The 23548-nt window shown below is 63.0% G+C and carries 17 protein-coding genes, 2 tRNA genes, 1 rRNA gene and 2 pseudogenes; 14 read left to right on the plus strand and 8 right to left on the minus strand.

Annotation, left to right across the window (positions count from 1 at the left end; translation table 11 throughout):
* Nucleotides 1–150 precede the first annotated feature (150 nt).
* On the minus strand, nucleotides 151–1092 hold the full coding sequence (locus P5W99_RS17425; RefSeq protein ID WP_434664000.1) for a LysR family transcriptional regulator: 942 nt from the start codon (nucleotides 1090–1092) through the stop codon (nucleotides 151–153).
* Nucleotides 1093–1221: 129 nt separating this feature from the next.
* Here P5W99_RS17425 and P5W99_RS17430 point away from each other — a divergent pair, with 129 nt between their 5' ends.
* On the plus strand, nucleotides 1222–2313 hold the full coding sequence (locus P5W99_RS17430) for a zinc-binding dehydrogenase (protein WP_421026443.1): 1092 nt from the start codon (nucleotides 1222–1224) through the stop codon (nucleotides 2311–2313).
* On the opposite strand, the gene P5W99_RS17435 is transcribed toward P5W99_RS17430, so the two are convergent.
* Entirely contained in the window at nucleotides 2298–3590 is a 1293-nt protein-coding gene (locus P5W99_RS17435; RefSeq protein WP_421026444.1) for an aspartate carbamoyltransferase, read from the minus strand. The two genes, P5W99_RS17430 and P5W99_RS17435, sit on opposite strands and share 16 nt — an antisense overlap.
* Before the next feature lie 380 nt (nucleotides 3591–3970).
* Here P5W99_RS17435 and P5W99_RS17440 point away from each other — a divergent pair, with 380 nt between their 5' ends.
* The 4 genes from P5W99_RS17440 (at nucleotide 3971) to dapA (ending at nucleotide 7016) form a co-directional block, all read left to right on the plus strand.
* On the plus strand, nucleotides 3971–4960 hold the full coding sequence (locus P5W99_RS17440) for a M23 family metallopeptidase (RefSeq protein WP_421026445.1): 990 nt from the start codon (nucleotides 3971–3973) through the stop codon (nucleotides 4958–4960).
* Nucleotides 4953–5315 (plus strand): hypothetical protein, encoded by a 363-nt coding sequence (locus P5W99_RS17445; protein ID WP_421026446.1) that lies wholly within the window; start codon nucleotides 4953–4955, stop codon nucleotides 5313–5315. Before P5W99_RS17440 ends, P5W99_RS17445 begins: the two co-directional genes overlap by 8 nt.
* 98 nt (nucleotides 5316–5413) lie before the next feature.
* Entirely contained in the window at nucleotides 5414–5860 is a 447-nt protein-coding gene (locus tag P5W99_RS17450; RefSeq protein ID WP_421026447.1) for a bactofilin family protein, read from the plus strand.
* A gap of 301 nt (nucleotides 5861–6161) precedes the next feature.
* Nucleotides 6162–7016, plus strand: a complete 855-nt coding sequence (gene dapA / locus P5W99_RS17455) for a 4-hydroxy-tetrahydrodipicolinate synthase (protein ID WP_421026448.1) — start codon at nucleotides 6162–6164, stop codon at nucleotides 7014–7016.
* A gap of 188 nt (nucleotides 7017–7204) precedes the next feature.
* On the opposite strand, the pseudogene P5W99_RS17460 reads toward dapA, so the two are convergent.
* The 5 genes and pseudogenes from P5W99_RS17460 to P5W99_RS17480 all read right to left on the minus strand — a co-directional run.
* Nucleotides 7205–7438, minus strand: a pseudogene (locus tag P5W99_RS17460) (DUF2866 domain-containing protein); the annotation flags it as partial.
* A gap of 168 nt (nucleotides 7439–7606) precedes the next feature.
* Nucleotides 7607–7804 (minus strand): DUF3562 domain-containing protein, encoded by a 198-nt coding sequence (locus P5W99_RS17465; protein ID WP_434664006.1) that lies wholly within the window; start codon nucleotides 7802–7804, stop codon nucleotides 7607–7609.
* Between the two features lie 177 nt (nucleotides 7805–7981).
* Nucleotides 7982–9043 carry an alkene reductase gene (locus P5W99_RS17470; RefSeq protein ID WP_421026450.1) on the minus strand — a complete coding sequence of 354 codons (1062 nt, stop codon included), beginning with the start codon at nucleotides 9041–9043 and terminating at the stop codon, nucleotides 7982–7984.
* A gap of 69 nt (nucleotides 9044–9112) precedes the next feature.
* On the minus strand, nucleotides 9113–9436 hold the full coding sequence (locus P5W99_RS17475; RefSeq protein WP_421026451.1) for an ArsR/SmtB family transcription factor: 324 nt from the start codon (nucleotides 9434–9436) through the stop codon (nucleotides 9113–9115).
* Between the two features lie 386 nt (nucleotides 9437–9822).
* Nucleotides 9823–10116 (minus strand): hypothetical protein, encoded by a 294-nt coding sequence (locus P5W99_RS17480; RefSeq protein ID WP_421026452.1) that lies wholly within the window; start codon nucleotides 10114–10116, stop codon nucleotides 9823–9825.
* Between the two features lie 922 nt (nucleotides 10117–11038).
* Between P5W99_RS17480 and P5W99_RS17485 the strand changes: the two genes are divergently transcribed.
* The 6 genes from P5W99_RS17485 to glmS all read left to right on the plus strand — a co-directional run bounded on the left by P5W99_RS17485 (nucleotide 11039) and on the right by glmS (nucleotide 20548).
* The gene (locus tag P5W99_RS17485) at nucleotides 11039–13375 is read left to right on the plus strand and encodes a poly-beta-1,6 N-acetyl-D-glucosamine export porin PgaA (RefSeq protein ID WP_421026453.1); all 2337 of its coding nucleotides are present in this window, start codon (nucleotides 11039–11041) and stop codon (nucleotides 13373–13375) included.
* Nucleotides 13376–13401: 26 nt separating this feature from the next.
* A complete protein-coding gene (gene pgaB / locus P5W99_RS17490; protein WP_421026454.1) occupies nucleotides 13402–15489 on the plus strand; it encodes a poly-beta-1,6-N-acetyl-D-glucosamine N-deacetylase PgaB in 2088 nt (695 codons plus the stop codon).
* Nucleotides 15486–16754 (plus strand): poly-beta-1,6-N-acetyl-D-glucosamine synthase, encoded by a 1269-nt coding sequence (pgaC, locus tag P5W99_RS17495; protein WP_421026455.1) that lies wholly within the window; start codon nucleotides 15486–15488, stop codon nucleotides 16752–16754. Before pgaB ends, pgaC begins: the two co-directional genes overlap by 4 nt.
* Nucleotides 16732–17325 carry a Biofilm PGA synthesis auxiliary protein PgaD gene (locus P5W99_RS17500; RefSeq protein ID WP_421026456.1) on the plus strand — a complete coding sequence of 198 codons (594 nt, stop codon included), beginning with the start codon at nucleotides 16732–16734 and terminating at the stop codon, nucleotides 17323–17325. Before pgaC ends, P5W99_RS17500 begins: the two co-directional genes overlap by 23 nt.
* Nucleotides 17326–17513: 188 nt before the next feature.
* Nucleotides 17514–18719 carry a hypothetical protein gene (locus P5W99_RS17505; RefSeq protein ID WP_421027060.1) on the plus strand — a complete coding sequence of 402 codons (1206 nt, stop codon included), beginning with the start codon at nucleotides 17514–17516 and terminating at the stop codon, nucleotides 18717–18719.
* Between the two features lie 11 nt (nucleotides 18720–18730).
* Nucleotides 18731–20548: a glutamine--fructose-6-phosphate transaminase (isomerizing) gene (gene glmS, locus P5W99_RS17510; RefSeq protein WP_421026457.1), complete on the plus strand. Its 1818-nt coding sequence runs from the start codon at nucleotides 18731–18733 to the stop codon at nucleotides 20546–20548.
* A 387-nt stretch (nucleotides 20549–20935) separates the two neighbouring features.
* Here glmS and P5W99_RS17515 read toward each other — a convergent pair.
* Nucleotides 20936–21073: pseudogene (locus P5W99_RS17515) on the minus strand (acyl-CoA dehydrogenase); the annotation flags it as partial.
* Between the two features lie 471 nt (nucleotides 21074–21544).
* Here P5W99_RS17515 and P5W99_RS17520 point away from each other — a divergent pair.
* The 3 genes from P5W99_RS17520 to P5W99_RS17530 all read left to right on the plus strand — a co-directional run bounded on the left by P5W99_RS17520 (nucleotide 21545) and on the right by P5W99_RS17530 (nucleotide 23344).
* Nucleotides 21545–23077 (plus strand): 16S ribosomal RNA (locus P5W99_RS17520).
* A 65-nt stretch (nucleotides 23078–23142) separates the two neighbouring features.
* A tRNA-Ile gene (locus tag P5W99_RS17525) sits at nucleotides 23143–23219 on the plus strand.
* A 49-nt stretch (nucleotides 23220–23268) separates the two neighbouring features.
* A tRNA-Ala gene (locus P5W99_RS17530) sits at nucleotides 23269–23344 on the plus strand.
* Nucleotides 23345–23548: the final 204 nt, after the last annotated feature.

Genomic DNA, 23548 nt, shown 5'->3' on the forward strand with positions numbered 1-23548 from the left:
AGTAAAGCGTTGGCGCACGTTTTTCGAGGTGCGAAGTGCTTGCTGGCGCAACGCTGTCGCAGGGCTGGCATGAAGCTGTCGCGAAGCTGGCGTGGAGGACAGAATTGCGCTGCTGCCACAATCGAAACCGTTTTTGGATAAGCAGGATCGCTAATCGATTGCACTGCGCTGCGCGTCAGCTTGCGCGAGCGCCAGCGTGCTCACCGTCTCGCGCAGCCATGTCAGCGCGGGGTCCGCGTGGCTGCGCGGATGCCAGGCCGCATGCATGGAAAAGCCGCGCGCCTCGAATGGCAGCTCGAACAGATCCACGCGGTCCAGGCTGCGTGCAACGAGCCGGTAGGGCAGCGTGGCTACGTAGTCGGTGCGCGCGAGCACTTCTGGCACGAGCGTGAAGTGCTGCACCGAGAGCGCCACGCGCCGGCGCCTCCCGAGGGCTTCCAGATGCTCGTCCATGAAGCCGGAGAAGCTGCCGCCACTGGTCGAGACCAGTACGTGACCGAGCGCGCAATAGCTGTCGAGATCGAAAGCGGCCGTGCCGCGCGGGTGCCCTTTGCGTTGCGCGACGACGAAGCGCTCGTCGTAGAGCTTTCTTGTCTTGAGCGTGGGCGGCACCTGCTGCGCGGAGCCGAGCAGCAGGTCGATTTCGCCGCGCTCGAAGCGCTGCGCGAGCGAGCCGGACTCAATGGCGACGAACGCGAGCTGAACGGCGGTCCCGGCGAGGCGCGCCCATTCGATCATCAGCGGCAGGCCGAGCACGGCCACGCACTGGTCGCTCGTGGCGATCACGAAGCGCCGCGAACTGGTAAGCGGATCGAACGCGGGCTGGCGGCGCACCACGGTCTCGAGCGTTTGCAAGGCGGCGTGCAGGGGCTCCATCAGCTCGAGCGCACGCACCGTACGCGTCATGCCGCGGCCGTTGGCGGCGGGAATCAGCAGCGGATCGTCAAAGAGCTGGCGCAGCCGCGCCAGTTGGGCCGAAACCGCCGGTTGCGTGAGGTTCAGGCGCATGGCCGCGCGCGTCACGTTCGATTCCGCGAGCAGGGCATCGAGCGTGACCAGCAGATTCAGGTCGATTCCGGAGAGATCGATCACGGTGATGGGTCATATGCATGGGATCGATTTCAAGAATACGTGCGCGTCACCTACAGTTCAATCCGTCAGACGAACCGTGCAAGTCCCCTCTCGCCGAACCAGGGCAAACCGACCAAGGAGAACGAAGCCATGAAAGCATGGATGCTCGATCGACCCGGCCAGCCGCTCGCGCTGCGCGACGTGCCACAACCCCATCCGCGCCGGGGCGCGCTGGTGGTCGGCATGGAGGCCGTGCCGCTCCTCAGCTACACACGCCAGTATGTCGAAGGCAAGCTGCCTTTCGGGTATCCCGGCGGGCCGTTTTCGCCGGGCACCAACGGCATTGGCCGCGTGCTCGCCGTTGGCGAGGGCGTGTACGGCTACCGCGCCGGGCAGCGCGTTGCGCTGAGCCCCTACTGGGTCGCCGACGAGGCTCTGCGCGAGCCCGCCCAGGCGCTGCTCGGGCTCACCACGATCAGCCCCGACAGCGCGCCCATGCTGGCCGATTTTGCGCATGGCACCCTGCGCGAGGTGGTCGAGTTTCCCGCCTCCACGGTGTTTCCGCTCGACGGTCTGAATGACCTGCCGTCGGTGCGGCTTGCCGCGCTCGGCAAGCTCGTGGTGCCGTTCGGCGGGCTGCGGCGCGGCCGGCTGGCTGCCGGCGAAACCGTGGTGGTGAACGGTGCGGCCGGCGCGTTCGGCGCTGCGGCGGTGCTCGATGCGCTCGCGCTGGGCGCGAGCCGGGTCGTGGCGGTGGCGCGGCGGGCCGCAGCGCTGGCGCCGCTTGCGGAGCTGGGCAATGGTCGCGTCGCGACTGTGGCGCTCAGCGGCGACAGCGCGCGCGATAGCGTGGCTATCCGCGACGCGGCGGGTGGCGGCGCCGATCTCGCCTTCGACATGGTCGGCCACGCGAGCGACCCGGGCTCGACGCTCGCCGCGCTGCGCAGCCTGCGCCGCAATGGCCGCATGGTGCTGATGGGCAGCATGGAGGTGGATCTGCCCATCGTCTATCGGGAAATGCTGATCAACAACTGGGAGTTGATGGGGCACTTCATGTACAGCGGCGCGGATTACCGGGCGCTGATCGCGCTCGTGCGCTCGGGCCAGCTGCCGCTCGACGCGATTGAAATCGAGCGCTATGCGCTCGATGCGCTGGAGGCCGCGATCGACGCGGCGCAAGCGGCACAGGGGCTGACGTGCGTGACGGTTTGCATGCCCGGCGTGCCTCAGTCGATGCCGTGAAACACGGCGTCGTCCGGGCCGAGGTAGGCAGGCGCACGCCATACGGCATCGCGCATCGAGTGCTGCACGAGATTCTCCACACCCAGCAGCACCGCGAAAATCGCCATGCGCACCGGAATGCCGTTGTCGGTCTGGCGGAAGATCGCAAGGCGCGGGTCATGATTCAGGTCGGTCGAGAGGTCGTTCGCGCCGGGGCGGCTGTCGCGCGGCAGCGGATGCATCACGAGCGTCTCGGGGCTGCAGCACTCGTCCATCAGCGCCTGGTTGATCTGGAACTCGGGCGTGTAGCCTTCGAACGACTCGTCGGCGAAGCGCTCCTTCTGGATGCGCGTGGCGTAGACCACGTCCGCGCCGCGCAGGCCCGCGCGCAGGTCGTGCGTCTGCTCGACGACGTGGCCGTTGGTCGAGATCTTGTCGACGATGTACGCGGGCATTTCGAGCTGCGGCGGCGAGATCAGCGTGAACTTGATGCCGCGATAGAGCGCGAGCAGCTTCACGAGCGAGTGCACCGTGCGGCCGTACTTGAGGTCGCCCACGAGCGCGATATGCGCGCCATCGACGATCTTGCCGAGACGCGAGAACTCGCGCTGGATCGTGTAGAGGTCGAGCAGCGCCTGGCTCGGGTGCTCGCCGGGGCCGTCGCCGCCGTTGATCACGGGAATGTTCACTGCGCGCGCGAATTCGGCCACCGAGCCTTGATCAGGATGCCGAATCACCATCGCATCCACGTAGCCGGCCATCACGCGGCTCGTGTCGTAGATCGACTCGCCCTTGGCCATCGACGAAAACGTGAAGCCCGTGGTGTCGCAAACCGAGCCGCCCAGCCGGCAGAACGCGGCGCCGAAACTCACGCGGGTGCGCGTGCTGGCTTCGAAGAACAGGTTGCCGAGCACCGCGCCTTCGAGCACGCGCGAGATTTTCCGGCGGCGTGCGATGGGCTGCATGATGTCGGCCACGCGGAAGAGGGCTTCCACTGAGTCGCGCGAGAACTGGTCGACCGACAGCAGTTGCGGCTTGCCTTCGAACTCCATCTGGCTCGCCAGCGAACGCGACTCTACGCTTTGCGTATAGATTTCGCGCGGCTCGCCGCTGCCCACGATTTCCGAGACGAAGCGCTCGACGATCTCGGGCATGGCGCGCGATTCCTGCGACTCTTCCGGCAGCAGCCACGTGTCCAGCGCCCGGCGCGACACGCCGATGCGGCTCGCGAAGGCATCGCGGGTCATATTCAGACGCCGCATGGCGTCGCGGAGGAAGGCTTGTTGCGGAACGCTCATGACTGGCACCTGTGATGTCGGGTTGATGTACGCGTTGCGTATATTAGTGGGGCGGCGTGAGAAGTCAAGGGCTTTCGTGCGGCAGTGGCCGGGGCGAGTGCGACAACGTAGCGCAGCGCCTCCCCGAATGCGCTGTCGAGGGCGCTGGTCGTGCCGCAGTGCAGCAGATCCGCGGCCTGACAGGCTGTTCTGAGCGCTCTTTTCCCGGCACGTCCCCTTTTATCGGGATGGGCATTTTTGAGGCGCCACCATAATCGCGGTTTTGATTTTGGACGGGCCGGCGCACGCCGGCTTCCGCAGCCTGAGATGTACGCATTGTTCTGTACCCTGGTGTCGTGCGCCGCGCTCCTGCGCGCGAAGCGGCAGCGGCGGAGCCAGCCATGAAGATGCCGTGGTCCAGCTCGGTCGACGAGCTTTCCAGCGGCGAAACCCGTTTCGTCACGCACCGCGCCGCGCGCCGCACGGCGATGGCGGCCGCATGCGTGGCGGCGGCCATCGCGCTGGCTGGCGGCGTGGCCATCGGCCGTTATAGCGGCACGGCGCCCGCACTTGCGAGCTCGGCCGCCGGCGCGGCCACGCACCATTACGTGGTGGGCGAGATCGGCCGCATGAACGCATCGATTGCGCTGCTCGATCCGCGCATCGAGCGTCTGGTCTCGCAGATTGCCGAGTTGCGCCAGTTCGATCAGCGCCTGCGCGCACAAACGCCGCGCGGCGCCACGGCGGTGCCCGCCGCGCCCGCCGCGCGCTCCGGCGACGATGACGGCGGCGAGGGCGGCGGCGAGGGCGGCCCCGCGCTCGCGCCGAGGCGCTGCCTCGAGGCATCCGCCGCGCGCGCCAACGTCCATGCCATCAACGGCGAGGTCGACTGCATGGCGGCCACGCTCGCCGCGCTCGAGCGGTCCGTGGCGGAGCACAAGGCCGCGTGGGATGCGTTTCCGGGCCGTCGTCCTACCGACGCGGGCCGGCCCGGCTCGCCGTTTGGCAACCGCCTCGATCCGTTCACGCAGCGCCTGAGCTTTCATCCGGGGCTCGATATCGTCGCGCCCACGGGCACGCCGATTCTCGCCGCCGCGGGAGGCCGCGTGATCTTCGCAGGCGTGAAGTCGGGCTATGGCAATGCGGTGGAGATCGACCACGGCAACGGCTTCGTCACGCGTTATGGGCATGCGTCGAAGATCGACGTGCAGGTGGGGCAGATCGTGCTGCCGCGCGAGCATATCGCCGACGTCGGCTCGACCGGGCGCTCGACGGGCCCGCATCTGCACTTCGAAGTGATCGTGAAGGGCGTTCAGGTCGATCCCGGCGACTATCTCGCGCTGTTCGACGCCTATCGGACTGAAAGCACCGGACGAAACGGCAATGGCTGACGCACGACGCTTCGCGCGCCAGCGTCGCGACGCGCAGCGCGAATTCGAATTGCAGCCAGTGCGCTCGCTCGCATGGCGCTGGGGCGTGGCGCTCGCATGGACCGTCGCGGCGGCGTCGGCTGGCGCGGGGCTCGCCGCATGGGCGCTGCATGCCGGTGACGCCGGGCAGTGTCCCGCCGTCGAGCCCGATGTGCTGCAAACGCGGCTCTCCAATGTGGAACTCGCGCTGGAGCAGGAGCGCGCGGAGCGCTCGGCGCTGCAGAAAGCCGCGGATGCGGCGCAGGCCGAGACCGCGAAGCTGCAAGCCGAACTGGTGTTCATGCGCAACCACGGTGCGCGCTCGAACGCGCGCTGACGCTGGTGTCCGATTACCGCCGCCCGCTGGGCGCGGCTCTACCCAACCTCGACAAGACCATCTGGAATCAACCGTAATTAACCGCAACGGCACGACTCATGTTCAACAGGAAGAAACCCCAGCCGGGCATTGCCCAAACCAAGCTCGCGACGCTGATCGCCGAGGATGTCCATGTCACGGGCAATCTGGAATTCGCCGACGGCCTGCGGCTCGACGGCAAGGTGAGCGGCAACGTGACGAGCAAGCCGGGCGCGCAGACACTGCTCGTGCTGAGCGAGCGCAGCGCCGTGCAGGGCAACGTGCATGGCTACGACATCGTGGTCAACGGGCGCATCGTGGGCGACGTGATCGCCGATCATTTCGTCGAATTGCAGTCGAATGCGCACGTGGTCGGCAACATCTACTACCAGCAATTGCGGATGGATTGCGGCGCGAGCGTGGATGGCAAGCTCACCAGGCGCGACCCGGGCGACGCGCCGGGACTGCTGCTCGATACCTCGGTAACGTCGGTAACGTCGGTCACCGACGTCGAGGCGCACGACTGAGCGCCAGGGCGCGCGCGATTTCCAGTACACTGCCCGACATGCCACGTCAGCCGAGTCCCTTCGTCACGCCATTTGCCGTCGCCGCTTCGCGCGCGATGCTGGCGCGCGCGCAGGCCTCCTGCGCGTGCGTGAAAGCCAAAGCCAAAAAACAGCCGCTCATCTGACCGGAGCATGCTGTTCCGTCGGATAGTGCGATGGAACGGCCTGCCGGCGGCGCCCCGCCTCTTTCTCCCTGCTGGCTTGCCCAATTCCCGCGTACGGTTCGACGGACCTTTCACACGGTCACGTACAAGGGAAAATCATGTCTTCGTTTTCGGGTATCTGGATTCCGCTGGTCACGCCGTTCAATCGCGGCGCGGTCGATCATGAGGCGCTCGATGCGCTCGTGCGCCACTACGCGCAAGCCGGCGTAGCGGGCTTTGTCGCGCTCGGCACGACCGGCGAGCCGGCCGCGCTCGACGAGCTCGAGCAGGACGCCGTGCTCGCCACCGTGCTCGCGGGCGCGGGCGGCCTGCCGGTGGTCGCCGGCGTGAGCGGCAATCACACACAGTCGCTGTGCGAGCGGATTGCCGCGCTCAACGAGATGCCCGTGGCAGGCGTGCTGGCGGCCGCGCCGTATTACATTCGCCCGTCGCAGGCTGGCGTGGCTGGGCACTTCGCGGCGCTGGCCGATGCGAGCCGCAAGCCCGTGATCGTCTACGACATTCCCGCGCGCACGGGCGTGCAACTCGAATTGCCGACGCTGCTCGACCTCGCGGGCCATGCGCGAATCGTCGCGGTGAAGGATTGCGGCGGCTCGCTTGCGAAGACGCTCGCGCTGATTCTCGACGGCCGCCTGCAGGTGCTGTGCGGCGAGGACATCGAGATGTTCGGCGCGCTGTGCGCGGGCGCGAGCGGCGCGATTGCGGCATCGGCGCATCTGTTGCCGGAACGTTTTGTAGCGATGGAGCGCGCGTTGCGCGAGGGGCGTCTCGCCGATGCGCGCGCGCTCTGGCACGCGCTCGTGCCGCTCGTGCGGGCGGCGTTCGCGGAGCCGAATCCGGGGCCGGTGAAGGCGGCGCTCGCGCGGCGCGGGCTCATTCGCAATGAACTGCGCGCGCCGATGACTTGCGCGAGCGCCGCGCTGGAGGAAGCGCTGGGAAAGATGGTGGCGTGAGCGGCGGAAATACCGCGCGCCGAACATCACGCGGTTTGCCGCGCGAAAACGGGCGCGTCCTGAAGTATGGGACGCGCGCGCCCTTAGCCCGCGATGTGCGCGCTTGCGCCTGCGTTCGCGCGGCTGCGCGAGCGGCGCCGCGTGCGCGGGCGTTCGGTGTCCATCGTCTCGCCGTTGAGCAGGATACGGCGTCCGGGCACGTGCTCCGCCACGAGGCGCGCGATATCCAGCGCCGAACTTTCGGCGGGCACGACCTGGCGGCGCGCGTCGTCGTCGAGCAGCGTGGTCCATTCGACGAGCCGATACGCACGGCCCCACGGATTCTGCAGCGGCGTGGACACGCGGCATGACGCGATGCGGTTAGTCGAGCCGTCGCGCAGCAGAGACTGCAAGTGCATCAACACATCGTCGTTATCAACCATGACCTCGCTCCTCCTCGACTAACTGCGCGGCTAACTGCGCAAAAAAACGCCGCCGATGCTCCGGCGGCTCAACAGGGGTGAGCGTATGTTTGCAGCGAAGAATTAAACCAGACTTAAGAGCCGGTTCCGGCGCATGGGCGCGGCGCTCTAGCGGTGCGCGCGCCTTCATCAGTGCGGCTTGGTGCTGTTTTGCCGCAAAGTCGCGCGCACTTTGCGCGCGGCGAAGAGCGGGAGATAGTCATGGATGCGTGCGTCGGCGCGGTAGCTGTCGAGTGCGTCGGCGTAGATGCGGGCTACGGTTTCCTCAGGCGTATTGGTCTCATCGGCGATGCTGTGGACGATTTTCTCGGCGTCGACGTGAAGCATGGAGGTTCTCCAGTCTGCGGATCAGCCGGGTAGGTGGAGTTCGAATTCAAGAACAAACTTGCGTACCACGCCAATTGAATCGGCCTATCGGAATCGCGGAAAAAAATACCGGAGAAAATCGTTCGTGCAGACGAATGATGAGTGAAGGGGCGACCCCGTGGCCGCCCGTGCCGTGGTTTACGCCACGCTTTCCAGCGACGGATAGTCCGTGTAGCCGGTTTCGCCGCGCGCGTAATAGGTCGACGGATTCGGCGCATTGAGCGGTGCGTTCAATGCGAAGCGGCGCGGCAGATCCGGGTTCGCAATGAAGAGCTGGCCCCAGGCGACGGCATCGGCTTCGCCGTCGGCGAGCACGCGTTGCGCCGACTCGAGCGTGAACTTCTCGTTGGCAATGTACGGGCCGCCGAATTCAGCCTTCAATTGCGGCCCGAGACGGTTTTCGCCGAGCGATTCGCGTGCGAACAGGAACGCGATCTTGCGCTTGCCGAGCTCGCGCGCCACGTAGCCGAAGGTGGCGGCGGGGTTGGAGTCGCCCATGGTGTGGGCGTCGCCGCGCGGCGCGATATGCACGCCCACGCGATGGGCGCCCCACACGTCGATGCAGGCGTCGGTGATTTCGAGCAGCAGGCGCGCGCGATTTTCAATCGAGCCGCCGTAAGCGTCGGTGCGCTGATTCGTGCTGTCTTGCAGGAACTGGTCGAGCAGATAGCCATTGGCGCCGTGAATCTCGACGCCGTCGAAGCCCGCGGTTTTCGCGTTGATCGCGCCTTGCCGGAACGCGGCGACGACGCCAGGAATTTCGTCGATGGCGAGCGCGCGCGGCGTGACGTACGCGCGCTGCGGGCGCACGAGGCTCACGTGGCCAAGCGCCGCAATCGCGCTTGGCGCGACGGGCAGTTCACCGTCGAGAAAGAGCGGGTCCGAGATGCGGCCTACGTGCCATAGCTGCAGGAAGATGCGCCCGCCTGCGGCATGCACGGCTTCGGTCACGACCTTCCAGCCTTCGACCTGTTCCTGCGACCAGATGCCCGGTGTTTCTGCGTAGCCCACGCCTTGCGGCGTGACCGACGTGGCCTCGCTGATGATGAGGCCGGCCGTTGCGCGCTCTGCATAGTACTGCGCCATCAGCGCGTTAGGCACGCGCGCCACGCCTGCGCGCTGACGCGTGAGCGGCGCCATGATGACGCGATTGGGCAGCCTGAGGTCGCCGATCTGGAGGGGGTCGAAAAGCGTTGCCATATGTTCACCTTATTGCGGGCTCGGCCCGCTGCGTTGAAGCCTTGAATAAAAAGAAGCCGATGCGTGCGCTCACAACTGCTTGTTCGCGTAGGCGAGAAATGCCTCGATGACTGCTTCGTTGCGCTTGAAAAACACCCACTGGCCCACGCGCTTCGACGTAACGAGCCCGGCTTTTTGCAAGGCAGCCAGATGCGCCGATACGGTGGACTGTGACAGCGCGCAGTACGCGTCGATCTGGCCCGCGCAAACGCCGTGTTCGAGCGGGAGTACCTGGCCGGCGAAGTGCATCTTCGGCTCGCGCAGGCACGCGAGGATCTCGCGCCGCACGGGATTGGCCAGCGCTTTGTAGATGGCGTCGAGGTCGAGCTTTGGGGTCGGTTGAGGTTTTTTCATCGCGATTGCATCGTCACTGTGCGAATCATATATCGCATTTTAACGATATGGGCGATGGCACCGATTTCAATAGGGATACTCTGAACTGTGCATGAGGTGCCCCGGCGCGCGGCGCACTCAATGACGGTGCAGGTCGGGAAGAATTCCGGTATGCCGGTCGGATCAGGTCGTGGACTACGCAACCGATGCATGTGATCGTAGCCAGTGCCTGTTGCAAGGAAGATCAGATAGGGCAGTGCAACGGTGAATCCGGCTCCCGAGGTGGCGTGTGAGGGGGGCGCCGGATTCGAAGGTGTTTTCGCCAGAAGCGGGTTCGTCGATCGACCGTTCTTCAGGCGAGTTCGGGATTGCCATGGCCGGAGTCAGCTATTCGAGCTTGCTGGCACTTACCATTTGATCTGAGCATTCATGGTGCCGGTCTGGACGATTTCGAATTTCGTCTCGCCACGGTAAGTCCCTTCGATGCGGTAGTCTGCATCCGGCACGGAAAACAGGCAGTGCGGACCCGCGGCAACGAAATCCATCAGCACGCGGCCATGGCGTCTTACTTTGACCGAAACCTCGGTCAATGGCGTATTGCCCGACGAAATAAACGAGACGCCAAGGTTGAACGGATGCTGCGGATCTGGCGACGTCACGTGCCCGTCGATATTCATATTTCCGCAGACGTAGTAGAGCATTTGCTGTGGTGTGGCCGGAGTGTTCGTGCGAGCCGCCGCGGTGGTGGTTGTGGGGGGCGGGGCGGTTGGCGCCGCGGGGGCCGATGGAGTCGGCGCAGCCATTGGCGCAGTGGGTTGCGAATATTGTGTTCCAACGGGTCTCGCGATCTGTGCCCCGGCAGACACCGCATACGCACCAGCGATGAGCAGCGCGCTCGCGGGCACAAGCCGACCTCGGTGCTTCAAGGTCCCCATGATTGCCTCCCTCTTTTGATGTGCAACTAGCATAGGAACGGTGGGGGCGAAATGCAACCGTTCACGGTTTGTCAGTAATTTATGCCGGGGTTTGCGAGCCGGAGAAAAAAGTCCCGCGTCCATAGCAGACCAGTTGCGCTAACTAGCTGAAGAAGAGCCTGCAGTTGTAACCGGTTGAAACGTGTTGATGGATTACGCATAAGCGTGATCTAGATTGTTGTCATGTGCCGCACGAGTTCCATAGCAATTGAAGTGCACACACGTACCATCACGCGTGCGTGAAACACAAAACATCTCTACATCGCTTCGATGTTACTGGCCGGTGTGTCTATCCGGCGTCGCCTGTTCAGGCAACGACAAGGACACCATAAGCCGGCTATTCCAGATCCGCCGTTCAACGAGCGCTCTAAAGCGTTCGGGTGCTGACGAACTTTTCGCTGCTGCAAGCCGAAGAGCAGACCGGCCGTTCCTGGAACCAGATTGAAAACTGATTGAGTCCGCAATAAATATCGGTTTTATTGATCGCAGATTCGTACACAGAAAGCGGTACGGGACTTGCGATAGCCGCGTGCCTGGTGGTCAACGACAACGTACAGCAGGGGGCGTAAAGAAAATGGACGAGAACAAGCGTTTGTACACGTCGCCTCGCCGGCGCCCTCTTTGTGCATGTGCGGCGCCTGCAGCGGTCATGCTTTTGTCAGCTTATGCGGTGCTTGAAAGTAAGAACGGTTTCGCGCAGGAAACCGACGCAGCAAAGCCAGTGGTTTTCATGGTCGCGCTTGCGGACAACATCGCGAGCCGCGATCCTGTTGCGCACCCTGTGATGACCGAGGCCTCGGGGAGCACCGTCTATGCCGTCATGGCTTCGACGGACGTTCCCCAAAACACCATGAGCGATACCACGGGCGTTCCGGTGACAGCGCCGCCCGAGCCTGGTCCGGCGGCACCTGTCGCGACAGTGGCCCAGGCGTCGAGGGGCGAGCCGATGGCGGCTCCTGCGTCTGCTCCTGCGGCCACGGTGACCCCTGCGCCCGCGCCGCAAGCACCGGAGAGCAATCCCACGCAGTCGGCACCGGAAATGGCGCCGGCACCTGTCACACCGCAAATGGAACTGCCTACCACCGGTAATGGTCCGCAGCCTGGCGAAGATTTGCGTCATCAGGTCTTCGGCCTTGCAACGAGCGGAGGGGCGAACCGCGCGCTCGACGAAGCCAAAAAGCATCCCGACGTATTTTCGCCGGTCGATCTCGCGGAGATCGAAGAACTCGCCATCCGGCAGGAGGTGCGGGGCGGCCGCTCGAAGGTTCGCGCGATGACGAGCACCGACCGCTTCGATGCGCTCGATGCCGCTATTCGTCATGCGGAAGAGTTCGACAAGCGTCTGCCGAATACACCGGAGTACGCCCAAGTGCGTGCGTCGCTTGCCGGCGACCGTACCGTTGGGTATGCCGCGCGTGGGCGGATGGAAGATGCCGTTGCCGTGTTCGAAACGATCCCGTCGAATTTCGAGGTGTCGCCCGAGGCGCTCGCGTCAGTGGGCGACGCATATTCCTATCTGCAGCAGCCGGCGAAATCGGAAACGGTTTATCGGCGCGCCATCGAAGAGACGCGTGCAAAGCCCACCGACGCGGCCACGCTCGGCTACCAGTATGGCTCGCACACGCGTCCGATCGATCTGCGCGAAGGTCTGTTCTATTCGCTCACTGACCAGAACAAATATGCGCAGGCACATCAGGTACTCGACGATATTCGCGGTGCGCTGCCGCCGGCTGACAAGATGCGTCCGGGGGATCCCGCGACTGACGATTACCTGCGTTACTACCGTTTGCTCGCGCAGTACCAGATTTACATTGGTCAGACGAACGAGGGCATGGCCGGGTTGCAGAAACTCGAAGAGCAGGTGCCGTTCAGTTCGGAAGTGCGCGATGCACAGGCGGATGCGGTGCTAGGCATGGGACATACGCGGCGAGCGCGCGACATGTACGTCGCCACGCTGACCGATCACCCGGACAACATCGAGGCGCTGGCCGGCCTCGGCCGCACATCGCTTGCGCTGGAGGACTACTCGAACGCGCACCGGATCAACACGACGTTCGACGACACGTTCCCTGAGAACGGTTCAGTGCGTGCCTTCCAGCGCGACTATAAAGCGTATCGCGCGCCGGTGCTGACGGTTGATGTCAAAGGCGAACACGGCGCCTCGGCGCTGGCGGACAACCAGTTCAGCATCGACACGACTCTGTATTCGCCGCCGATCTTCGACAACTGGCGCGTATTTGCCCATACGTTCTACGCTCATGCGGTGACGGACCTCGGCAATGTCAGCCGTACGCGTGCCGGCGTTGGCGGCGATTATCGCAACGGCTCGTTGACCGTGAGCGGCGAGGTCACGCGTTCGACGGGCAGCGATGGGCGCACCGGTGGCACCGGCGAAGTTTCCTATGCGTTCAATGATTATTTGTCGGCCAGTGCGGGTGTCAGCAGTGACAGCGACTCGCTGCCGATGAAGGCGTACCTCAATCATATTTGGGGGAAGACCGCGCAGGCGAGTATTAATTTCAACGATGGTGACCGGCGTTCAGCATCGTTGTCTTACTCCGCGGCGCGCTACAGCGACTCGAACTTTAATCAGGACATTGCGTTGAGTGGAACGCAGCGCGTATTTACTACCGCGAATCAACTGGTGAATGTTTCACTGAATCTCGACACCGGGAGCAACACCATCCGGGACGCAGCGTATTACGCGCCTTCGCGCGATTACACCGCCGAAGTGGTCCTCATGCATCAATGGGCGATCTGGCGCAGCGGCGAGAGGTCCCTCGTGCAGCGCTTTTATCTGATCGGGGGCGCGTATAACGAGCGCGGCTATGGCACGAGTGCGGAGATGGGGGCGCGCATCGAGCACAACTGGACATTCAGCCACGATGTCACGCTCAGGTACGGTCTTGGCGTGCTCAGTCACGCGTACGACGGCAAGCGCGAATTCTCGGAACTCGCCTATGCCACGCTCACGGTGCCATTCTGACTTCGGAATCTGGGAGGAGGCCTGCGATGCAATCTCGTCGACGTTTCGTGTGTAGCTGTCTGGGTGCGATGGCGGGCTGTTCGCTGTTTCCATCCCTCGCGTCTGCCAAGCTGATCGACATCCTCCCGCCGGCCGACCCCGCCGATGGCAAGACCTTTCGCGTGATCTGCTTCCACGATGTGCGCGACAACCTGCGTGCCGAGTTCAACGCGAACAACCTGATCGATCCGTTCGCCGTCGATACGGGCACGTTGACATCGATTTTTTCGTGGCTCGATACGAACCACTACAACCCGGTCACCTTCAGTGCGATCGTGGCATCGCGCAACGGCGGCAAGCCGCTGCCGCCGCGTTCGGTGCTGCTGACTTTCGACGACGGCTTCAAGAGCCACCATGACAAGGTGCTGCCGCTGCTCAAGCAGTTCAAATATCCCGGCGTCATGGGGATCGTGACCTCGTGGATCGATACGCCGGGCAACGCTGGCATTCGGCTTTCGGACACCGTCGTCGTGCCGCGCGACACCTTCATGTCATGGGACGACGTGCGCAATGTGGCCGCGTCGGGGCTCGTCGAGCTGGCGTGCCATACGCACGACCTGCATCACGGCGCGCTTGCGAATCCGCAAGGCAACGAGTTGCCGGCGGCCACTTCGCATCTGTACCTGAAAGATCAGCAGCGCTACGAGACGGACGCCGAATTCGAAGCGCGTGTGCGCGGCGACCTGGGCAACTGCATGCGTCAGGTAAAGCAGCAGACAGGCGTATCGATTCGCGCGATGGTGTGGCCTTACGGGGCGCAGAACCTGACCGTGCGCAACGTGTCCTCGCGTCTTGGCATGCCCACGCAATTCACGCTCGAGTCCGGCCCGAATACCCCCGATATTCCGCTCGATCGCCTGCGCCGCATTCTGGCGACCTACGACATCAACGTGGGCGAGTTCGAGCGTTCGGTGCGCGAGCCCGCGCAAAATCGCGGCCAGATCAATCCGGTCGAGCGGGCAGTCGTGGTGTCGCTCGACGATGTCTACGATCCTTCGCCCGACATGCAGGAAAAGAAACTCGGCATCCTGATCGAGCGGATGTATCGAATGAAGCCGAGCTCGGTGTACCTGCAGGCCTATTCGGACCCTTCGCGCTCGGGGCTTGCGCGGGCGCTGTATTTCCCGAACCGGCATTTGCCGATGCGCTCCGATCTGTTCTGCCGCGCGGCGTGGCAACTGAACACGCGCGCGAGCGTGGAAGTTTATGCGTGGATGCCGGTGCTCGCATTCGCGGTACCGGATGCCCTCAATGGACGCGTCGAGTTCGTCACGGCGGCTGCGGGCAGCACCTTGCCGCCCGGCGCCTCGGGCGTGCGGCGGCTCAGTCCTTTCGATCCGGCTGCGCGCGCTTATGTGCGCGAGCTTTATGAGGACCTCGGAAAATACGCCGCATTCAACGGCGTGCTGTTCGGCGAGGACGCGACGCTCAGCGATTTCGAGGATGACGGCCGGCACGCGCGTCAAACCTACGCGAGCTGGAGTTTGCCAGCGGGCGTCGAGCAGATTCGCGCCAATCCCGAGGCGATGAAGCATTGGAGCGCGCAGAAAACCCGCTATTTGCTGGACTTCACGAAGGAGCTTCGGCAGATCGTGCTCGACAGCCAGAACAGCGATGAAGTGCTGACCGTGCGCACGATCTTTCCCGATGCCGTGCTCGACCCCGGCAACGAGCCGCGCTATGCGCAAAGCTATCCAGCTTTCGTGCGCGCATACGACTTCGTCGGACTGCTCGCCATGCCATCGCGACAGGGCATCACTTCCGTGGACAGCTGGCTCGACAAGCTCGGCCGGGTGGTGCAAGCCGCGCCGGACGGACCGCGCCGGACGGTCTTTTTGCTCGAGGCAACCGATTCACGCACGGGCGAGAGCGTGCCGGGCACGCGCCTTGTTGATCAAATGCGTCATCTGCGCGAGGTGGGAATGGTCAGCTACGGGTACTACCCCGATAACTTCCAGCACGACTTGCCGAATGCGGTCGCGTTGCGCGATGTCATGTCGACACGCCAGCGCCTCGATCCCGCGTCGATCAATGCTCTGCTCAAGGGCGCCCCTGGCGCAGGAGTGCAGCGATGATGCACCTCGTGATCAACCGGCTGCAGGACTTTATTTTCTTCTACCCGTTCTTCATGTCGTATCTGTGGATGATCGGGGGAACAGTCCATTTCCTCGCGCTGGAGAACGGACGGTCGCGCTCGCCCAGCGCACTGAGAATGTCGGGGATGCCGAAGGTGGCGGTCATTGTGCCGTGCTTCAACGAAGAGATGAATGCGCGCCGCGTGTTTCGTCATCTGGCGACGCTCAACTATCCCAACTACGAAATCATCGCGGTCAACGACGGCAGCCGCGACCGCACCGGCGAGGTCCTGAACCAGCTTGCCACCGAGATTGCGCATCTGACCGTGATTCATCATTCAAAGAACGAGGGCAAGGCGATTGGCCTGACCACGGCCGCGGCGATCACCAACGCGCCCTTCCTCATGTGCATCGACGGCGACTCGCTACTTGGCGAAGATGCGATCGAATGGATGCTCGAGCACTTCATTTCGGATCAGAACGTGGGCGCGGTCACCGGCAATCCGCGTATTCGCACGCGCACGTCGCTGCTCGGACGCATGCAGGTGGGAGAATTTTCGTCGATCGTCGGGCTGATCAAGCGCACGCAGCAGGTCTATGGGCGCATCTTCACGGTTTCGGGCGTGATCACGATGTTTCGCAAGAGCGCGCTCGCCGATGTCGGCTACTGGAGCTCCGACATGCTGACCGAAGATATCGATATCAGCTGGAAGCTGCAGTGCAACGACTGGCGCGTTGCCTACGAGCCGCATGCGCTGAGCTGGATTCTCATGCCCGAGACGATCAAGGGGCTCTACAAGCAGCGCTTGCGATGGGCCAAGGGTGGGATTCAGGTTTTGTTCCGCTACGCGGGAAGACTTCTGTTCGGGCCGCGCGTGATGATGTGGCCGCTCTTCATCGAGTACGCGCTCGGTATCGCATGGGCCTATGCGATGGCGTTCATTTTGCTGCTCTCGCTTCTCAATGCTGTCTATACGTTGCCGCCGGACTGGCACGTATCGCTGCTGCCGCACTGGCACGGCATGCTGCTGGTGGCGACCTGCGTGCTGCAGATCATCGTCGGCTGCGTGATCGACCGGCGCTATGACGAGAAGCTGCTGCTCTACGTGATGGACACCGTCTGGTATCCGCTTGCGTTCTGGCTGATCAACATGGTCACCACTGTCGTGGCGCTGCCGGTCATCGCCTTCGGGCGCCGTGGCAAGCGCGCAGTCTGGACTAGCCCCGATCGAGGAATTCAACATGAACAACACGCCCGTCATTGACCTCTCACTTCACGCTCCGCAGCAAATCATCTCGGACCAGGGCATCGCGCGCGGCGTCGTGCTGCTGCTGTGGTTCCGGCTGCTGCGGCCGGCTTGCGTCGGCTCGATGTGGGCGGGCATCACGATCTACGCATACCGGTATCTGTTGCCGTTCGAGCAGGGCGATCTCTCCTGGCCCGAGCTGGTGTCGTATTTCGCGGCCATCGGGGCCATCGCTTCGGTCTTGACGATGTGGATGATTCTCGCGCGCGTGGCGCACCCGTTTGCTTCGAAGTCGCGTACGCAGCGGCTGCTGCGCCGCAAAGCCGGGCTGACGGTCGAACCGGGGCCGTTTGCAGGTGCGGCTTCTCGCGAATTGAACGCGGTAGCGCGGGTGTTCGTGGCGTCGCACGATGCCAATGGGCTCATTGCAGCGCTGCGCGTGCTGTCCGTGACGGGGCCGGCCGCAGACGGCGCAAACGGGGCAAGCGGTGCGGGCGGCCGCCAATCCAGCAGCGGCGCATATGGTCACGCAAAGCCGCCGGTGTATTCGCCGCCGGTCGTATCCCCCCGCCGGACGCCGCGGCAGTGAGTGAGCGCGGCTCGCGCCACTCGAGTGCATTGCAGGGCGACCAGGACGGCGACATGGATCGCACCATCGCACGTGCCGGGCGCGGCTTCTATCGCTGGCGCCGCTTCGGCTGGCTGGCGGCGCTCGGACTTGCTTTGCTGGTCGCGGCGTACCCGGCGACCGGCGATAGCGACGATGCTGGCGCGCAGATGATCGGCATGCGGCGGGCACCGGCCGGAGCGGTCGTTGCGGTGCCTGCGCCCGGCGTGGGCGACGAGCGGCGCTTCATGCACGGCATCGGCTGGGCCAGCGACGCGGACGACAAGCGCTGGGTTTTCTTCAGCAGTTCCGGGTTGCCGCCGCGCGGCGCGCATCGTGATGGCAGCTGGCCTCACGATGTTTATGTCGGCGAATGGTCGCCAGCGCACGCGCGCATTTCCAACGTTCATCTATTCATTAGCCGACCGGAAGCACAGGAGCCCGTATCGATTGCGCAAAACACGCAGGGCAATATCTTTGTCAGCTTCGAGGACGGCTGGAATACGCCAAACGAAGTCAGCCAGCGCTATGGCGTTTATCGCTCGAACCTTACGCCCATCAAGCCCTATCCGAACGATGTCGAATCGGGGGGGCATTCCGGTCATGTGGCTGCCGTGGGGGAGCGCTTTGTCGTGTTCTATTCGGAAGACTGGATAAATGGCGGCGGCGTCGACAATCTCGGCACTGGCAACGGCGTCTATGTGAAGGTCTACAACGGCTCGGGCAAGCTGCTGCGGCGCGAGAACGTGGCGGCGCATGTCCGCGAATGGTGGCCCATGATCGCGGGTTCGCCCACGCGGGCGCTGCTCGTATGGCAGAAGTACATTCCTGGCAAGCTCGTCGCAGATCTGGAATTTGCCGTGTACGACCCAGTGAGCGGCAAGCTCACAAGGCCCGATGATGGCGTCGACGTTTTCCGCGTGCAGTACTACACGTATGCCGCGGCGTGGGTGCCGGAAGTGAAGCGCTTCATTGTCGAAGCAACGCTGGAGAGCGGACGCTCTTCGATGCTGTTGATCGACGAAGCGGGACACGTCACGGCAAAACTCGAGTGCCTGCCCGCCTCGGTGCGCGAAGCGAGCATTGCGGTGAACGGCGACGTTGCCTATGTGCCTGCGCGCGATGGCCGCTTGATGGCGCTTGCATTGACCGGCGACTCGATCGACTTGCGCGGCGTGATGCGTGCGCCGTTTGCATGGGGCAACACAGGGGCGATCGGTATTCCGTACGGTCCCGGAACGATTCATTTTGTTTCGCTTTCGCCGGTTGGCTTGCGTGAAGCGGACTTTAACGCGCGCAACGAAGTGGCGCCTTCCGCATCGGATCGCTGCCGCCCCGAAGGCGCGCACACACAATCGAATGTGTCGAACGAGTAAAGGAGGCGATCATGTGCGGAATCGTTGCGGGCGTGTCCCAGCGCAACATCGTTCCTTCGTTGCTGGAAGGTTTGAAGCGGCTCGAGTACCGCGGGTATGACTCATGTGGGGTGGCGGTGCTCCAGCGCGGCCAGGCGCGCCGGGTGCGCACCCTTTCGCGCGTGTGCACGCTGGAGGCCGATGCGCGTGCGGTCGACCTCGATGGCGCGACCGGCATCGCGCACACCCGTTGGGCGACGCACGGCATGCCGGTGATCGACAATGCGCATCCCATCTTTTCCGGCGAGCAAATTGCGGTCGTGCATAACGGCATCGTCGAGAATCACGAGCAGCTGCGCCAGGCGCTGCGAGAAAAAGGCTATGAGTTCGCGAGTCAAACCGATACCGAAGTGATCGCGCATCTCGTTCACGAACACTATCGCGGCGACATTCTCGCGGCGGTACGCGATGCGACACAGTTGTTGCAAGGCGCATATGCGATCGCCGTGATGTGCCGCGACGCGCCCGGACGGGTGATCGGCGCACGGCAGGGGTCGCCTCTGGTGGTCGGCATCGGTGCGGAAGGCATATTTCTTGCCTCAGATACATTCGCGCTCGCGGGCTGTGCCGAACGATTCGTATATCTCGAGGAAGGCGATCTCGTCGATATCGAAGGTAGGGACGTCAAGATTATCGACAAGGCAGGGCAGGCGGTTGCGCGCCGCGAGATTACCTTCGTGCGCCATGCGTCGGATGCGGAGCTGGGCGCTTACCGTCACTTCATGCAGAAGGAAATCTTCGAGCAGCCGGTGGCGGTCGCGCGCACGATCGCGACAGTCAACGATCGCGAACCGCATCAGGCGGGCATGCCGAATCCGGAGGATCTGGCCGACGTGACGAACGTGATGCTGCTCGGCTGTGGCACTAGCCATTACGCGGCGCTGACCGCTTGCGGCTGGTTCGAGCGTTTTGCCAACGTTGCCGCGCGAGCGGAGATCTCCAGCGAATACCGCTATCGCGACTACGTATCGCCGGGCAACACGCTGGTGGTCGCGGTTTCGCAATCGGGGGAGACGGCCGATACGCTTGCGGCGCTGCGCTATACGCAGTCGATGGGCGAGCAGCGAACGCTGGCGATCTGCAATGTCGCGGCAAGCGCGATGGTCAGGCAGTGCCGCTGGGCATTTATCACAGAGGCCGGCCCCGAGGTGGGAGTGGCCTCGACCAAGGCTTTTACGACTCAACTCGTCGCGTTGTTCATGCTTGCAATCCAGATGGGCAAACAGCGCGGACATGTGAGCGAGAGCGAAGCCGCGAACTACCTGCGCCAGCTCGCTGCGCTGCCGGACGCGATGCGTAATGTGCTGGCGCGGGAGCCGGAGATCATGGCGTGGGCAGAAGCGTTGTATCAATCCGATCACGCGCTGTTTCTCGGGCGCGGCACGCACTATCCGATTGCACTGGAAGGCGCGCTCAAGCTCAAGGAGATTTCCTATATTCACGCGGAAGGCTATCCCGCCGGAGAGCTCAAGCACGGGCCGCTCGCGCTCGTGACCGACGCGATGCCTGTGATCGTGACCGCGCCCAACGATACGCTGCTGCATAAACTGAAGTCGAATATGGAGGAGGTGCGGTCGCGAGGCGGGCGCCTTTTCGTACTCGCCGATTCGGACACGGGTTTGACGGCGGAGTCGGGCCTGCGCCTGATTCACATGCCGGCGTGGTTCGGGGCGCTTTCGCCGGTGCTTCACGTGGTGGCGCTGCAGTTGCTGGCGTATCACGTGGCGTGCTTGCGCGGGACCGATATCGATAAACCGCGCAATCTTGCCAAGTCGGTGACGGTGGAATAGTGCGGTGCGCATGGCCTTAGTCAGGCTCCCTAGAATAGTTGCGAGCCCACTTTGGCGCGACGCGTCTCCACACGCCCCGTACGAAATCGCCGATCGTCGAATCTTTTGCATCGAGCAGCCCCCGTCCGATGACCTCGTGCCAGCGCGTCTCCGAGCCATGAGCGAGACGCCGAGTGCAGGCAACGGGGGTACTGCTGCAGGTGGTATTCCCGGTGACGCCGATGGCGTCGTGCACCGCATGAGCGACCGAGGCCGCGAGGGTCGCCGCCTCGCTGGCGCGCGCTTTGGCGATGGCGGCGAGGAGGAAGGCACGGAAGACCTTGGGGAAAAAGCGCTGACCGTGGCGATGCGCGCGGCGGCCACGTGTTCGGCCATCGTCGCGATCTGGTGCTGGATCGCCTGGAATTTGCCGATCGACCGGCCGAATTGCGTGCAGTCGTTGCCGTACTGCAGGGCGGGTTCGAAACTCCGCACCAGCCCCCCCACAAGCAGAGCCGTGTGCAATGCGGCGCCCGAGGCGCGCATGCTGCCGGCTGGGGTGCTCCCATGCAACGGCTGGGCCGCGTCAGGTTAGTTGAGGTGAGGCGCACGCACGGTCGCCATGCCCGATCTCAGACGGCTTCGCACCGCGAGTTTGCTGCAAGGGGCGTGGCGGCGTTTGTCGTCGGGTTGAACGAGGGAAAAATAGGCCCTGAAAAAATTTTCGAAAAGGCGCTTGACGGCCCCGCGAATGACCCGCATAATTCGCCTCCTTCGCTGATCGCTGCGAACGAAAACGAAGCGATTAAGACGAATTGCTCTTTAAAAATTTACAGCCGATAAGTGTGGGCGCTTGATGGGTTTCGTGACCTGGTGATTCTTTCGGGGATGACCGGGAGTAGCGAAAGTATCAAGAGTCTCACACAAAAGTAAGTCAGGTTTTTGAATTTATTCAGAACCTGTCAGCTTTGAGTGAGCGACCTGTCTCGAGAGGGACAGAAAACAGTAACAGGTATTGAACTGAAGAGTTTGATCCTGGCTCAGATTGAACGCTGGCGGCATGCCTTACACATGCAAGTCGAACGGCAGCACGGGTGCTTGCACCTGGTGGCGAGTGGCGAACGGGTGAGTAATACATCGGAACATGTCCAGTAGTGGGGGATAGCCCGGCGAAAGCCGGATTAATACCGCATACGATCTTAGGATGAAAGCGGGGGATCGCAAGACCTCGCGCTATTGGGGTGGCCGATGGCGGATTAGCTAGTTGGTGGGGTAAAGGCTCACCAAGGCGACGATCCGTAGCTGGTCTGAGAGGACGACCAGCCACACTGGGACTGAGACACGGCCCAGACTCCTACGGGAGGCAGCAGTGGGGAATTTTGGACAATGGGCGCAAGCCTGATCCAGCAATGCCGCGTGTGTGAAGAAGGCCTTCGGGTTGTAAAGCACTTTTGTCCGGAAAGAAAACCTCTGGGTTAATACCCCGGGGGGATGACGGTACCGGAAGAATAAGCACCGGCTAACTACGTGCCAGCAGCCGCGGTAATACGTAGGGTGCAAGCGTTAATCGGAATTACTGGGCGTAAAGCGTGCGCAGGCGGTGATGCAAGACCGATGTGAAATCCCCGGGCTTAACCTGGGAACTGCATTGGTGACTGCATCGCTAGAGTATGGCAGAGGGGGGTAGAATTCCACGTGTAGCAGTGAAATGCGTAGAGATGTGGAGGAATACCGATGGCGAAGGCAGCCCCCTGGGCCAATACTGACGCTCATGCACGAAAGCGTGGGGAGCAAACAGGATTAGATACCCTGGTAGTCCACGCCCTAAACGATGTCAACTGGTTGTCGGGCCTTCATTGGCTTGGTAACGTAGCTAACGCGTGAAGTTGACCGCCTGGGGAGTACGGTCGCAAGATTAAAACTCAAAGGAATTGACGGGGACCCGCACAAGCGGTGGATGATGTGGATTAATTCGATGCAACGCGAAAAACCTTACCTACCCTTGACATGGACGGAATCCTGGTGAGAGCCGGGAGTGCCCGAAAGGGAGCCGTCACACAGGTGCTGCATGGCTGTCGTCAGCTCGTGTCGTGAGATGTTGGGTTAAGTCCCGCAACGAGCGCAACCCTTGTCCCCAGTTGCTACGCAAGAGCACTCCGGGGAGACTGCCGGTGACAAACCGGAGGAAGGTGGGGATGACGTCAAGTCCTCATGGCCCTTATGGGTAGGGCTTCACACGTCATACAATGGTCGGAACAGAGGGTTGCCAAGCCGCGAGGTGGAGCCAATCCCAGAAAACCGATCGTAGTCCGGATCGCAGTCTGCAACTCGACTGCGTGAAGCTGGAATCGCTAGTAATCGCGGATCAGCATGCCGCGGTGAATACGTTCCCGGGTCTTGTACACACCGCCCGTCACACCATGGGAGTGGGTTTTGCCAGAAGTGGCTAGTCTAACCGCAAGGAGGACGGTCACCACGGCAGGATTCATGACTGGGGTGAAGTCGTAACAAGGTAGCCGTATCGGAAGGTGCGGCTGGATCACCTCCTTTCCAGAGCTCATTGCGAAGTTCATTGAAGCGCTCACACTTGTCGGCTGTAGAAAAGACAGACTCAGGGGTCTGTAGCTCAGTCGGTTAGAGCACCGTCTTGATAAGGCGGGGGTCGATGGTTCGAATCCATCCAGACCCACCAATTTGTCTGCGCGGTGGCTGACTGGTAACCCCCTTGAGTATGCATGACTGGGGGATTAGCTCAGCTGGGAGAGCACCTGCTTTGCAAGCAGGGGGTCGTCGGTTCGATCCCGTCATCCTCCACCAATCCCTAATGCACAGCATCCTGCAGGAGCAGTTAAATGCAGGGAGTTTTGCATTGGCGATTGAGCCAGTCAGAGCGGTATGTGAAAACGTATCGGCTGTCGTTCTTTAACAATCAGGAAGAAGTAGTAAAGAGATTTATCTGAAACACACTTAGAGATGGGTGTGGAGTAGGTGAATCAGGGTTGTGATTGTATCGATGTATTT

This window comes from Paraburkholderia sp. A3BS-1L, assembly GCF_051125215.1.
Taxonomy (GTDB): Bacteria; Pseudomonadota; Gammaproteobacteria; order Burkholderiales; family Burkholderiaceae; genus Paraburkholderia.

Excerpts from the sequence above, each read along its gene's own strand:
- P5W99_RS17430 (WP_421026443.1), top strand. The coding sequence starts at position 1,222 with ATGAAAGCATGGATGCTCGATCGACCCGGCCAGCCGCTCGCGCTGCGC.
- P5W99_RS17435 (WP_421026444.1), bottom strand. The coding sequence starts at position 3,590 with ATGAGCGTTCCGCAACAAGCCTTCCTCCGCGACGCCATGCGGCGTCTG.
- P5W99_RS17440 (WP_421026445.1), top strand. The coding sequence starts at position 3,971 with ATGAAGATGCCGTGGTCCAGCTCGGTCGACGAGCTTTCCAGCGGCGAA.
- P5W99_RS17445 (WP_421026446.1), top strand. The coding sequence starts at position 4,953 with ATGGCTGACGCACGACGCTTCGCGCGCCAGCGTCGCGACGCGCAGCGC.
- P5W99_RS17450 (WP_421026447.1), top strand. The coding sequence starts at position 5,414 with ATGTTCAACAGGAAGAAACCCCAGCCGGGCATTGCCCAAACCAAGCTC.
- dapA (WP_421026448.1), top strand. The coding sequence starts at position 6,162 with ATGTCTTCGTTTTCGGGTATCTGGATTCCGCTGGTCACGCCGTTCAAT.
- P5W99_RS17465 (WP_434664006.1), bottom strand. The coding sequence starts at position 7,804 with ATGCTTCACGTCGACGCCGAGAAAATCGTCCACAGCATCGCCGATGAG.
- P5W99_RS17470 (WP_421026450.1), bottom strand. The coding sequence starts at position 9,043 with ATGGCAACGCTTTTCGACCCCCTCCAGATCGGCGACCTCAGGCTGCCC.
- P5W99_RS17475 (WP_421026451.1), bottom strand. The coding sequence starts at position 9,436 with ATGAAAAAACCTCAACCGACCCCAAAGCTCGACCTCGACGCCATCTAC.
- P5W99_RS17480 (WP_421026452.1), bottom strand. The coding sequence starts at position 10,116 with ATGCTCTACTACGTCTGCGGAAATATGAATATCGACGGGCACGTGACG.
- P5W99_RS17485 (WP_421026453.1), top strand. The coding sequence starts at position 11,039 with ATGCTTTTGTCAGCTTATGCGGTGCTTGAAAGTAAGAACGGTTTCGCG.
- pgaB (WP_421026454.1), top strand. The coding sequence starts at position 13,402 with ATGCAATCTCGTCGACGTTTCGTGTGTAGCTGTCTGGGTGCGATGGCG.
- pgaC (WP_421026455.1), top strand. The coding sequence starts at position 15,486 with ATGATGCACCTCGTGATCAACCGGCTGCAGGACTTTATTTTCTTCTAC.
- P5W99_RS17500 (WP_421026456.1), top strand. The coding sequence starts at position 16,732 with ATGAACAACACGCCCGTCATTGACCTCTCACTTCACGCTCCGCAGCAA.
- P5W99_RS17505 (WP_421027060.1), top strand. The coding sequence starts at position 17,514 with ATGATCGGCATGCGGCGGGCACCGGCCGGAGCGGTCGTTGCGGTGCCT.
- glmS (WP_421026457.1), top strand. The coding sequence starts at position 18,731 with ATGTGCGGAATCGTTGCGGGCGTGTCCCAGCGCAACATCGTTCCTTCG.